This is a genomic window from Thalassospira lucentensis (assembly GCF_032921865.1).
In the GTDB taxonomy this organism is placed as follows: Bacteria; Pseudomonadota; Alphaproteobacteria; order Rhodospirillales; family Thalassospiraceae; genus Thalassospira; species Thalassospira lucentensis_A.
On the sequence record NZ_CP136684.1, the window covers coordinates 2341830 to 2355001 of the forward strand.

At 54.7% G+C, this 13172-nt stretch carries 10 protein-coding genes; 7 read left to right on the forward strand and 3 right to left on the reverse strand.

Going from position 1 to position 13172, the window contains the following annotated elements; all coding sequences use genetic code 11:
- Nucleotides 1-105: 105 nt before the first annotated feature.
- Nucleotides 106-1989 (reverse strand): molecular chaperone HtpG, encoded by a 1884-nt coding sequence (htpG, locus tag R1T41_RS11435; RefSeq protein ID WP_317337135.1) that lies wholly within the window; start codon nt 1987-1989, stop codon nt 106-108.
- A gap of 276 nt (nt 1990-2265) precedes the next feature.
- On the opposite strand from htpG, the gene R1T41_RS11440 reads away from it, so the two are divergent.
- Nucleotides 2266-2592, forward strand: coding sequence for an HPF/RaiA family ribosome-associated protein (locus tag R1T41_RS11440; RefSeq protein ID WP_062949429.1), 327 nt, complete (start codon nt 2266-2268; stop codon nt 2590-2592).
- 93 nt (nt 2593-2685) lie between these two features.
- Here the strand turns inward: R1T41_RS11440 and R1T41_RS11445 are convergent, their stop codons facing one another.
- A complete protein-coding gene (locus R1T41_RS11445; RefSeq protein ID WP_317337138.1) occupies nt 2686-3012 on the reverse strand; it encodes an antibiotic biosynthesis monooxygenase in 327 nt (108 codons plus the stop codon).
- Nucleotides 3009-3599: an NAD(P)H-dependent oxidoreductase gene (locus tag R1T41_RS11450; RefSeq protein ID WP_317337140.1), complete on the reverse strand. Its 591-nt coding sequence runs from the start codon at nt 3597-3599 to the stop codon at nt 3009-3011. The genes R1T41_RS11445 and R1T41_RS11450 overlap by 4 nt, the downstream gene beginning before the upstream one ends.
- Nucleotides 3600-3722: 123 nt before the next feature.
- Here R1T41_RS11450 and soxR point away from each other — a divergent pair, with 123 nt between their 5' ends.
- The 6 genes from soxR (at nt 3723) to R1T41_RS11480 (ending at nt 13055) form a co-directional block, all read left to right on the forward strand.
- Complete coding sequence (soxR, locus tag R1T41_RS11455; protein ID WP_062949423.1) at nt 3723-4214, forward strand: redox-sensitive transcriptional activator SoxR; 492 nt, start codon at nt 3723-3725, stop codon at nt 4212-4214.
- 130 nt (nt 4215-4344) lie between these two features.
- Complete coding sequence (locus R1T41_RS11460) at nt 4345-7200, forward strand: helicase-related protein (RefSeq protein ID WP_317337142.1); 2856 nt, start codon at nt 4345-4347, stop codon at nt 7198-7200.
- A gap of 75 nt (nt 7201-7275) precedes the next feature.
- Entirely contained in the window at nt 7276-7680 is a 405-nt protein-coding gene (locus R1T41_RS11465; RefSeq protein WP_062949420.1) for an RNA-binding S4 domain-containing protein, read from the forward strand.
- A 175-nt stretch (nt 7681-7855) separates the two neighbouring features.
- The gene (locus R1T41_RS11470; protein ID WP_317337144.1) at nt 7856-9571 is read left to right on the forward strand and encodes a peptidase domain-containing ABC transporter; all 1716 of its coding nucleotides are present in this window, start codon (nt 7856-7858) and stop codon (nt 9569-9571) included.
- Entirely contained in the window at nt 9568-11706 is a 2139-nt protein-coding gene (locus R1T41_RS11475) for a peptidase domain-containing ABC transporter (RefSeq protein WP_062949416.1), read from the forward strand. Before R1T41_RS11470 ends, R1T41_RS11475 begins: the two co-directional genes overlap by 4 nt.
- Nucleotides 11703-13055 carry an HlyD family type I secretion periplasmic adaptor subunit gene (locus R1T41_RS11480; RefSeq protein WP_317337147.1) on the forward strand — a complete coding sequence of 451 codons (1353 nt, stop codon included), beginning with the start codon at nt 11703-11705 and terminating at the stop codon, nt 13053-13055. Before R1T41_RS11475 ends, R1T41_RS11480 begins: the two co-directional genes overlap by 4 nt.
- Nucleotides 13056-13172: the final 117 nt, after the last annotated feature.

The window sequence follows — 13172 nt, forward strand, 5'->3', positions numbered from 1 at the left end:
GTTCGGCCTTTGATGGCCTTTGCCGGTTTCGGTGTTATAGCCAAAAAGAAAGCGGCGCGTCCATCGACGCGCCGCCATCTTTTGTACGGTGTGGGCAGGGAAAGCCTAGCTACCGAGACCTTTTTCCATCACCAGATCAAGGCGTCGGGCGAAGCTGACCGGGTCGGGCAGGGCTTCGCCTTCGAGGATACGGGCCTGATCAAGTAACAGGAGGGCGGCGTCATTAAGGATCGGGGCCTTGGCGTCCTTGATGGCAATGTCCGACAGCTTTTTGATCAGGCTGTGTTTCGGGTTGATTTCAAGGATGCGCGGGCTGATTTCGTCAACACGGTTGTGCTGCTTCATCAGGCGTTCCATCCGCAAATCCATACCGGTTTCATCGGCAATCAGGCAGCAGGCCGAACTGGTCAGGCGATCTGATTCACGGACATCCTTGATGCTGGTGCCAAGTGCTATCTTGATCGATGCGATCAGGGCATCAAGCGATGCATCGGATGCGGCATCGTCTTTCTTGTCGTCCTTGGCATCATCCTTGTCGTCGGATTTGACGTCGGCAAGGTCTGCACCGCCACGGGTGACCGATTTGAAGTCTTTTTCTTCAAACTGGCCAACGGATGGCAACCAGAATTCATCCACCGGGTCGGTCAACAGCAGGACTTCGATCCCCTTGGCGGCAAAGCCTTCAAGCTGCGGGCTGCGTTTCAGCGCATCGACGTCTTCGCCGCTGATATAGTAGATCGCCTTCTGACCATCCTTCATGCGGGTGACATAGTCGGCAAGCGTTGTCCAGCCATCCGAATGCGTGGACCGGAAACGTGCCAGTTTCAGGATGCGGTCGCGGTTGGTGTAGTCCTCATACAGGCCTTCCTTGACGACGGAACCGAAGTTTTCCCAGAAGGTTTCGAAGCCTTTCGAGTCTTTATTCGATGCGGTTTCAAGTTCGGACAGGAGTTTTTTGGTCAGGCCGTTTTTGATTTTGGTGAGGACCGGATTGTGTTGCAGCATTTCGCGCGAAATGTTCAGCGGCAGATCCTGGCTGTCGACGACACCCGACACGAAACGCAACCATGGCGGTAGGAGATCATCTGCGCCTTCGGTAATGAAGACCTTTCTGACATACAGCTTCAGATGGCCTTTGCGCGCCGGATCATAAAGATCGAACGGGCGCATGGTCGGCAGGAACAGAAGACCGGTATATTCAATCGCACCTTCGGCCTGATAGTGGATCGTTTTCCACGGATCGTCGAAGGCATGCGAATTGTGTTTGTAAAATTCCTTGTACTGTTCGTCGGTAATGTCGGACTTCGGACGGGTCCAGAGTGCCGATGCCTCGTTCAGCGTTTCGTCATTGCCGTCCGCCTTCATCAGGACAACCGGGATGCCGATATGATCGGAATAGGTTTTGACGATATGGCGCAGGCGGTATTCTTCGGTGAATTCCTTGAAATCATCGGTCAGATGCAGGGTGATCTGGGTGCCATGGCCTTCCATTTCTGCTTCGGCGATGGTGTATTCGCCCTTGCCATCCGATGACCATTTCCACGCCTGATCTTCACCGGCCTTTTTCGTGACGACTTCGACCTGACCCGCGACCATGAAGGCAGAATAGAAGCCGACGCCGAACTGACCGATCAGGTCTACATCCTTGGCCTTGTCAGATTTCGACAGTGCTTCGACGAATTTTGCCGTTCCGGAGTTGGCAATCGTGCCAAGGTTTTCGATCAGGTCGGTCTTGTTCATCCCGATCCCGTTATCGGCAATCGTTAGAACATTGCGGACATTGTCGGTCAGTAGGCGGACCTTGAATTCCGAATCACCGGCGAGCAGTTCCGGCTTGGCAATTGCTTCGTAGCGCAGCTTGTCGCAGGCATCCGATGCATTGGAAATGAGCTCGCGCAGGAAGATGTCCTTGTTCGAATAAAGCGAATGGACAACGATATCGAGCAGGCGGCTGACTTCAGCCTCGAACCGCATTTTTTCTTCCGTCATGACCTCTGTGTTCTCCTGTAATTTCAACCCACTATGTGCAATTTGCGCGATCAGGTCCCGATTTGGCAACCGTCCGGCAGTGCTTGATATGCGTCAACGCATCTTGCAGCGCAAGCCCTGTATCCTAAGTATATAAAAAGACGGTTTCATTACAGGGCGCGAGGCTGCTGGAAGTTGTCTTGGGTCCTGTCCTGCCCCGAAACGGCAAACGTTTCGGATAATTGCAAGGTGCAATGCCTTGTGAATGTCTCAGGCTCTATAACAGGAGGCCGCAATATGAAGGTTCCCGTTCAAATCACCTACCGTGATGTTGATCAATCAGATGCATTGGACGAGCGTATCCGCTTCAAGGTGCAAAAACTGGAAGAAACCTTCGACCGCATGACAAGTTGTCATGTCATCGTGGAAAGACCTCATGCATCCCACGCACAGGGAAACCGCTATGCGGTTCATTTCGGAATTAATGTGCCGGGTAAGGAGATTATGGTTAAGCGCGATAGTGCCGATCATGCCCATGAGGATGTCTATATCGCGCTCAAAAACAGCTATCAGGCCGCGCGCCGCCAGCTCAAGGAGTATGTCGACCGGATGCGCGCCCACTAGGGTTCCTGTTAACAACAGCGAGTAAATGAAATTACGGAGCGGTCGGCTGACCGCTCCGTTTATGTTCTGGACAATGTGATGTGGTTGGGGCCGCTATACATCGCCCGAACGCCAGAGTGCCGTGTAACGGCCCGGCACAGCCTGTTCCAGCATCGGCCCGACACGGGCCAAGTGACCGGCAAACAGTTCCGAAGTGCTCCAGTTCGCAAGATCGTCGCGCGTTTTGAAACGCGACATGATGATCAGCGACCAGCCATCCTCTGAATGCAACAGCCGTCCCCCGAGCAATCCATTGATCCGGCCCGTGACACTTTTCTGAAAGCCGGTCTGAATTTCGATAAATTCGTCAATTCTGTCGGGTTTTGGTGTCACGAGACTTACTGTGACAATCTCATCGCCGGTTTCGGTTTCGCTGTTCATGATGCTGCGACTTCGAGCAGCTCGGCTTTGACTTGCGGATAGCGCCCATCGCGCAATGTGCGGGCCCACCATTTCAGATCGATGACCATGTTTCTCAGGGCTGTTTCGCTTCCTGCCTTGTCGATTGGGTAGCCATCCGGATCAAACAGGTTCCATACATTGGCGAAACTGACGACATCGCGCATCGTCACGACGTGCAGTTCGGCAAAAACATGCCGCAGATGTTCAACGGCCCGCAAACCACCCGACATTCCGCCATAGGACACAAAAGCCAAAGGTTTTCGCCGCCATTCGGCTTTGGCTGAATCGATCAGCAGTTTCAGTTCGCCGGTAAAGCTGTGATTGTATTCCGGAGTTACAACCAGAAAGGCGTCGGCTTCGGCCAGACTGGCTTGCAGTTCGGCAACGCCGGGATGCGTATTGCCAACATGGCGTGAAGGCAGATCAAGTTTGGCAGGATCAATCACATCAATGGACAAGTCCGGATCACTTTTCAGGATTTCGACGGCCCATCCGGCAACCGTATCGCAGAACCGGTTTTCACGGGCACTGCCATAGATCACGGCAAGGTTAAAAGACTCTTTCATGGCGTGGCTCCTTGATTATTTCGCAACAAGGAGTCATTCTATAGAACCTTAACATTGGTTTAGGTCAATAGCAGATTTCGAATGCAGAAATGCATCACAAAAGAATGACAAAAGGGCAGGGAAATGGAAAAGAGCGGGGTATTGCATCGCTATCTGAGTGTCGGGGAGGTCGCAAAAAGAAGCGGACTTGCGGTATCGGCGATCCATTTTTACGAGCGCAAGGGACTGATTTCCTCGATCCGGACGGATGGCAATCAACGACGTTTTCCGCGCGGTGTCCTGCGCCGGGTCGCGATCATAAAGGTGGCGCAACGTACCGGCATTCCGTTAGCGGAAATCGGCAATGCGTTATCAGGACTGCCAAATAACCGGGCGCCGACGACACAGGACTGGGAAAAGCTTTCGTCGCGGTGGCGCGATGATCTGGATAGCCGGATCGAACAATTGACCCTGCTGCGCGATCAACTGGGTAAATGCATCGGGTGTGGCTGCCTTTCGATCAACGACTGTCCGCTTCGCAACCCGTCGGATGAACTGGCAACGGATGGTCCCGGTGCGCGTTTGCTTGAACTTGATGACATACAGGATCACGAACCCTCAGATGGAACGTCTTGATCCGTAACGGAATGCATTGGGATACTCTGACCGATACGGCAGAATGCTTGACATTGTGCGATGCGGCGTGTTGAAAAGCGCATTGAACTAGGCGCGCGAGATCATCCGCGATGCCTGCTGGAAAAGTTTGATGCAGATTTCAACCCGAACCGGTCCCCGTATCCTTGCCATACTGGGCCCCACCAACACCGGCAAGACCCATCTGGCCATGGAACGGATGTTGGCGCATACCTCGGGTATGATCGGTTTTCCGCTTAGGCTTCTGGCACGGGAAAACTATGATCGCGCGGTCGCCCATGTTGGCAAGGGGGCGGTGGCGCTGATCACCGGTGAAGAACGCATTCTTCCGAAATCAGCACGCTATTTCCTGTGCACCGTGGAAGCCATGCCGATCAACAAGCAGGTTGATTTTCTGGCCATCGATGAAATCCAGATGTGTGCCGATCCCGAACGCGGGCATGTCTTTACCGATCGGCTGTTGCATGCACGCGGTATGAGCGAAACCATGTTCATGGGGGCGGAAACCATCCGCCCGGTGATCCGCCAGCTGATCGACAATGTCGAATTTGATACGCGCGCACGATTTTCGACTCTGACCTATAACGGATCGAAAAAGATCCAGCGCCTGCCATCCCAGTCCGCCGTCGTGACATTTTCCGCTCAGGAAGTTTACGCCGTTGCCGAACTGGTCCGCCGCCAAAAGGGCGGGGCGGCTGTTGTGCTTGGCGCGCTTAGCCCGCGCACGCGCAATGCCCAGGTCGAGATGTTCCAGAATGGCGAGGTCGAACATCTGATTGCGACCGATGCCATCGGCATGGGCCTTAACCTTGAACTGAACCATGTTGCCTTTGCGGCACTTCACAAGTTTGACGGTGAGTTCAATCGCGGGCTTTCGGCGGCTGAAACCGCCCAGATTGCCGGGCGTGCCGGACGTCATATGAATGACGGGACCTTTGGCGTTACGGGTAATCTTTCGGGGATTGATCCCGATATTATCGAACAGATCGAAGCCCACGAGTTCGAACCACTTGCCAAAGTCTTCTGGCGTAATGCGCGACTGGATTTCAGAACCGTCGATGCCTTGCAGAAATCGCTGCGCAAGCGGTCGGACAATCCGACGCTTGTTCTGGCGCGCGAACCGGTCGATGAAGTCATGCTGGCGCATTTATCGCAGAACGAAGACGTCGCGCGCATCGCATCGGCCCCGGATCGGGTGCAACTATTGTGGGAAGTCTGCCAGATTCCGGACTTCAGAAATATCCATACCGATGTCCATCCAAGGCTGCTAACATCCATCTATCGCTATCTGGCAAAACCAAATAGCAAACTGCCGGTCGACTGGTTAGGCGAACAAGTCTTGCGCCTGGACCGTTATGATGGTGATATCGACCAGTTGTCATCACGGTTGGCGGGTATTCGCGTCTGGACTTATGTATCGCACAAGCATCACTGGCTCGAAGATGCCAATCATTGGCAGGAACGTACGCGGGCCATTGAGGATAAGCTCTCTGATGTGCTACATGAACGCCTGACCCAAAGGTTCGTTGACAGACGAACTTCGGTTTTATTGAAAAGTCTCAAGGACAAGTCTGAACTCATGTCTACCATCACTGCGAATGGTGAAGTCCAGGTCGAAGGTGAATACGTCGGCCGACTGGAAGGATTCCGTTTCATCGCCGATGAAACCGATGCTGCGTTTGAAGGCAAGGCTATCGCCAGTGCTGCACGTCGTGCACTGACTGGCGAAATTGCCCAGCGTGTCAAACAACTGGAAACCGATGAAGACGATAAATTCGCGGTGAATGGCCAACTGGAAGTCCTGTGGAACGGGGCGGTTGTCGGTGGACTGAAAAAGGGCGACACCGTCCTCAGCCCTGATGTCCAGGTCATTGACAGCGAGTTCTTTGATGGTCCGACCCGCGAACGTGTGCGGACCCGTCTTCAGAATTTCGTCAACGCCCATATCGAAGCGCGTCTGAAAATGCTGACCCGCCTGCGCGATTGTCAGTTGCCAGGCCCGATTCGTGGTCTTCTGTTCCAGTTGAACGAAGGCTTGGGCTGTGTGCCGCGTGCCGATCTTGAAAGCCTGATCAAGGATCTTTCAGACGAGGATCGCAAGGCGCTGGCCAAGCTTGGCGTACGTTTGGGGGTTGAAACGGTTCATGTGCTGGATGCGCTGAAACCTGATCCTGTGGAACTGCGTGGTATTCTTTGGGCGATTTCGCGCGAACTGGATGCGCTTCCGGAACTGCCGCCGGCAGGCCGGACGTCGGTTCCAAATGATCGCAGCAATTCCAAGGGCTTCTATCTGGCGGCAGGTTACATGCCTGTTGGCCCGCTTGCCGCACGTGTAGACATGCTGGAGCGTTTTGCTGCGTTGCTGCGCCAGAAGGCACGCGAAAATGATGGCAAGGTCAAACCCGATCCGGATCTGCTGTCGCTTCTTGGCTGCACGGTCGAGCAGGCAGAGGGTGTGTTCACCGCCCTTGGCTGGCGTGCCGAGGTGGTCAAGGTCAGCAAGGCTGAACTTGATGCCAAGGAAGCTGCTAAAAAGGCTGCTGAACCTGTTGCAGTAGCTGCCGATGGCCCGACTGAGACCGAAGCTCCGGCGGAAGTCGCGGAAGAAGCTCCTGCCGAGACTGCAGAAGAAGTCAGTAAAACGACAACCGAAGCTGCACCGGAAGCCGGAGAGGCCGAGGCTGAGCCGGAATTCGTTGAGGTGAAATATTTTGTCCGTGTTGATCGCCGCAAGCGCGGTGGTCCCAGCGGCAAAGGCCAGCGTGGTGGACCACGTCAGGACGCGCGCGGCAAAGGTGCCCCCAAAGGTAAAGGGGGGCAGCGCCCGAATCGTGGCGGCCCGAACAAGGGTGACGACCGTTTCGGCGGCAGGCAGGGACGTCCGAATAACGCCCCGGCCAAAAACAACCAGATCAACGAGGATTCACCTTTCGCCAAGCTGAAGGAAATGCTGGCGGCAAAGGGGTAACCCCGAACTGTTTTCGGCACCACGGCGACCCTTTGCGGGGTCGCCGTTCTGCTTTGGGGATGGTAAAAACAATCCATGACAATTGATCAGACAGGCGGCAAGGTCCGTATAGACAAATGGCTATGGTATGCGCGGTTCTATAAGACCCGCTCGCTTGCCAGCAAGGCATGCCAGTCGGGCCATATCGTGCTGAACGGGCAATCGGTGTCCAAGGCCAGTGTGACGGTTGTGGCCGGGGACAGGCTGCAATTCTTTCAGGGGCCGCATTTGCGGGTGATTGAGGTGGTAGCACCGGGGGAGCGTCGCGGACCTGCCCCCGAAGCCCAGTTGCTTTATGTTGATCATTCGCCGCCGCGTGTGGCGAAAAAGGAAGTTGCATCGGATATCCGAACCGCCCCGATTGCCGAACGTGAAGCCGGAAGCGGTCGTCCGACAAAAGCCGAAAGGCGCGCAACAGACCGGTTGCGTGGCGATGAATAGTATTTTACACGCAGTAATCTGATCTAACGCCAGGTACGGCGCGAACAATATATCGGGTTGTAGAACCTTCAGGATTTTCTTGCCTCGGGCTTAGGCTTGGGTTATTGATCCTATATTAAGGTATAATATACCCACTTTAGTATGGTTTCGCTCGGACTTGGAGAATAACGGCGTTATGAAACGCAAGCCTGGCCTGCATATAGGGACGTTGTCGCATCTGGGCGCGGGCCGTTTTACCATTCTGCTCGCAGCACTTGTGATCAACCTTTTGTCGCTGGCTTTGCCGGTGACCCTGTTGCAGGTCTATGACCGTGTGCTGCCACATAATGCCATTCCGACTTTGACCCTGCTGGTGCTGGGGGTGTTTGGTGCGTTGGCGCTTGAGGCCATCCTGCGTCTGGGACGTGCCTATATTTCATCGCTGTCCGCAGCCAAGTTCGAACATAGAAGTTCGCAATCTGCCGTTGGTCATCTGTTGGCGACCAGTCTTTCCGACTACGAGAAAACAGCGCCGGGTCTGCATCTGCAGCGGTTGAACAGTCTGAATGTCCTGCGTGATTTCTATGCCGGGCAGGCTATCGGGGCCGTCATTGATCTGCCATTCATCGCTCTGTTCCTTGGTCTGATCGCGATTATCGGGGGCAAGCTTGTCATTGTTCCCCTGGTTATTCTGATGGCCTTCATGTTAACGGCGATGGTGCTGGGGCGGCGATTGCGCCAGGCTCTTGATGAACGCAGTCAGGCCGACGAGCGGCGTTACAATTTCATCATCGAAACCCTGACCGGTATTCACACCATCAAGGCAATGGCGATGGAAAACATGATGATCCGTCGTCATGACCAGTTGCAGAACCAGTGTTCCGAGGATGACCTTTCCGCGGCGCGCTGTGCCCATGCCGCGATCAATTCCAGTGCCAGCTTTTCGATGATCACCATGATCCTGGTTGCCGGTGTTGGCAGTCTTCTTGTTATTGATGCCGATCTGACGGTCGGCGGTCTGGCGGCATGCACCATGCTGGCCGGGCGTTCGATCCAGCCGCTGCAACGTGCCATGGGGCTTTGGACCCAGTTTCAGAATATTCGCGTGGCACGTGATCGTTGTCGCGAACTTTTCCGGTTACCCGCCGAAGACGCCGAAGATGCTGCTGAAATGCCGCCGCTTGACGGACGTATAGAGCTTGACGATGTCAGTTTCTCGCATACTGGCGGGGAGAAAGTTTTTGAAAATCTGACACTTTCGATCCAGCCGGGCGAGTCAGTGGCAATCACCGGTGAGAATGGAACCGGCAAAACCACGTTGCTGTGGCTTCTTATGGGGGCCTTGCGCCCCGATAGCGGTACGGTGCAGCTTGATGGCCGGGATCCTCAGAAATATGCGTCGGAGTCGATCCGCAAGCAGATTGCCTATCTGCCTCAACATGGGGTGATGTTCAAGGGAACGATCCTTGAAAACATCACATCTTTCCGCAAGGAAATTGGCAGTGATCGCGTAGTCGAAATTTCCAAACGTCTGGGGCTGGATGAAATCGTGATGCGTATGCCAAGCGGTTATGACACCGAGGTGGGCGGACAGGCATCCGAAACCCTTCCGCGCGGGGTCAAACAGCGTATCGCAATTGCCCGTGCACTGATCGACTATCCGCGGATTGTACTGTTCGACGAAGCCAACAGTTCGCTTGATATTGCTGGCGATAACATTCTGGCTGGTCTGCTGATTGAACTTCGGAAGCATTGTACGCTGGTGATGGTTTCGCACCGCCCATCGTTGATCGCCCTTGCCGACAGGCAATATCGCCTGATTGAAAAACGTCTGGTGCCGGTTTTGCGGCGAAGCGGAACCCAGCCGGTGATCGAGGCGGAAGAAGTCGAACGCGCGGAGGCCCGATCATGAATATCGAAAACATGGATTTCGCGCTGAACTACCGTATGGGGCTTGCGAGCCACGACGCCCAGTCGGATTTCGATGCCTGTCTTTGGCCGCTATTGCAGGCGCTTGGCTGGCGCGGGCTGCCCCGTCAGGTTGCCGAAGCATTGCCGCATATGGATGAGGCACTTGATCTTACCGATTTTCGTAATGTGCTGGCGAACCTGAATTACCGCTCGCGCGAGATTGATACCACATTTGACCGGATTGATGATCGCCTGATGCCTTGCCTGTTTGTGCCCGATAACGGCACAGCCCTTGTGGTGATCAAGCCGGAAAATGTTGGCATCCGTGTTTTTGATGGCGGTACCAGCCGCGAAAAAGTGATCCAACCTGGCAATCTGCCCGGGCGGTTGTTCCAGTTCACCCAGGCTGGCCGGAACGAACGATTCTTTGAAGATGACAAGCGTGGCTGGTTCGGCGGAATTACGGACAGGTTTTCTGCTCTTGGCGGACAGCTTCTGCTGATTACGCTGACGCTCAATCTTATGGCCTTGGCCAGCCCGCTGTTTGTCATGGGGATATATGACCGGGTTATCGGCACGCGATCCATCCCGATGCTGATCCAGTTTGGGATTGGCATGGGAATTGTTCTGATCCTTGACTGGGTCTTGCGCAATTTACGCAGTCAGATGGTCTGCCATTTTGGTGCGCGCCTTGATACCCTTGTCAGCAGTGCCATTTTCGAACGTCTTTTGTCCCTGCCACCGGCCTTTACCGAACGGGCACCGGTTGGGGTGCAGATATCGCGCATTCGCGATTTTGAAAGCGTGCGTGAATTCTTCAGCGGACCAATGGCGCTTGTCATTCTTGAAATGCCATTCCTGCCGATCTTCCTGATCGTGCTGGCCATCCTTGGGGGCTGGCTTGCCCTTATTCCAATTGGGCTGATTGTTGTTTTTGTCCTGATCGGCATGGTGTCCTTCCCGGTCGTATCGCGACGGGTTTCGGAACTTGGCCGCAATGGTGCGAACCGACAGGAATTCCTTGTCGAGACAGTCGGTAAAATGCAGGCACTGAAATATACCGGTGCAGAACATCGCTGGTTGTCGCGGTTTCGCGATATTTCGGCCGATACGGCCTATGCCGGATTCCGGGTGGCGATGGTCAATAATGTGATCAACACGTCTGCCCAGATTTTGATGATTTCTGCCGGTGCGCTTATTCTTGCCTTTGGTGCAGCGCAGGTGATGGCCGGTTCAATGACAATCGGTGCGTTGGTGGCATCGATGATGCTGGCGTGGCGTGTTCTTGGCCCGATCAATCAGGCATTTGTCGGCATGCCGCGTCTTGCTCAGCTTCGCGGGTCTGTCCGGCAGATCAATCGCCTTATGACCCTTGCGCCGGAACGTGATCTGGTGCCGCGTACCGTTGGTCAACGCCGGTTTGAAGGCAATGTCACCTTCTCGCGTGTCAGTTTCCGCTATACGCCGGACTCCGATCCGGCACTTGTCGGCGTGAATTTCGATATCAAGGCCGGGCAGGTGGTTGCGGTTGTCGGATCGAACGGGGCTGGCAAGTCATCGCTGATCAAATTGATCGCCGGGATGTATCAGCCACAGGCCGGGGCGGTCCTGATTGACGGGGCGGATATTCGCCAGATGGACCCGCAAACCCTGCGTCAGTCGATTTCCTATGTGCCGCAGGATGTTGAATTTTTCCGCGGATCAATTGCGCAAAACCTGCGCCTTGCCAACCCGATCGCATCGCCGGATGAACTGCGGATGGCCTGTATGTCCGCAGGCATTCTCTCCGAAATCGAGGCATTGCCGGATGGTTTTGAAACCCGGATCGGGGATCAGCATTCGTCGCGCTTTTCGGCGAGCTTCCTGCAGCGACTTGCGCTTGCGCGTGCCTTTGTCCGCGAAGCTCCGATCATCCTGTTTGACGAGCCCACCAATGGTTTGGATCAGAAAGCGGATCGGGCATTCCAGCATGCGATCAATCGCCTGCGCGGCGGATCGACGATTTTCCTCATTACCCATCGGCCCAGTCACCTTGATCTGGCCGACCGCATAATTGTTCTTGAAGCTGGGCAGGTACGTGCCGATGCACCGCCTGCTCGCATCAAGCAGCAGGTGCTTGACGGAGGTTTCCTATGAGCGAAGCAGTTCAGAACACCGCAATAGAACGGTTCCGCCAGTCGCGCCGGATGGCACGCTATCTGTCACATGCTGTATTGCTGGAAGAAGGCGGGATTTCCGTCTTTGTCCGTTCGGCAATGGTCATGCTTTCGGTTGGTTTCATCGCCCTGGTCGCGTGGGCGGCAACCACCCAGATCAAGGAAACGGCAACCACCTTCGGGCAGGTGATGCCAACCGGTGCGGTCAACAAGATCCAGCATCTTGAAGGCGGGATCATTTCCGAAATCATGGTACGTGACGGTGATCTGGTCGAGAAAGATCAGGTTCTGATGCGCCTGAAACCCGAGGCATCGCAAGCAGAATTGTCGCAGGCCGAAACCAAACTGGCCAGCCTGCGTCTTGAAGCCGAACGTTATCGCGCACTTGCAGAATCGCGTGAACCCGATTTTACCCTTCTGATAGACCGGTATCCTGAACTGGCAAAGAATCAGCAGGAAATCTATAGGATCAAGACCGATCTTGATCGCAGTCAGCGCGAAATCCTCGAAGTCCAGATCAAGGAGCGCAATGCCGAACTGGCCCAGCTTCAGCAACAGGAAGCCACATTGCGCCGTTCTGTCGACCTGCTCAATCAGGAAGTAACGATGCGTCGCTCGCTCTATGAGCAGGGCCTGAACTCTAAGGTGCTGTTCCTGAATATCCAGCGCGAACTGAACGAGGCGCAGGGCAATCTTTCGGGCGTGGTTGCGGAAATGGCACGTGCACGCGAAACCATCGCCGAAGCCAACTTGCGTCAGAATGAATTGGAACACAGTCAGCGCGAGGAAGCGCTAAGTGAACTCGGACGGCTTGGTGGTGAAATTGCCCAGGCTGATGAGGCTCTGCGCAAGCTTAAGGACAGGGTCGCGCGACTTGAAATTCGCGCGCCAACCAAAGGTTATATCAAGGGGCTGCAATTTACCACGATTGGTGGGGTTATTGCTCCGGCACAGGTGGTCATGGAACTGGTGCCGACTGACGAGGCGTTGGTCGCCGAAACCCGGATTTCGACCGAGGATATCGGCCATGTCCATTTGGGGCAGCCGGTGACTGTTAAAGTCAGTGCGTTTGATTATATACGATATGGTAGTATCAGTGGTGAATTGGTATCGATATCGGCCTCTACTTTTGTTGATGAAGAGGGCCGACCGTATTATAAAGGAAGGGTGGCACTTGATTCCGACCGTGTCGGTGAAGGTGCACAGGCTCAGCCGATTATCCCTGGCATGACGGTTCAGGCCGACATCCAGACGGGTGAAAGGACATTGCTGCAATATCTGCTCAAGCCGGTTTATGTCTCGCTTGATCAGGCATTTAGCGAACGCTGAGTTTTCATAAATGGTCCCGCTGGAAATGTTCATTTCATTTCTACTGCCTGGCCGCAAGTTTCTCTGGTAAAACAGAGAATTCTATACTTTTGTATAGAAATGCGGATCAGGGATTCC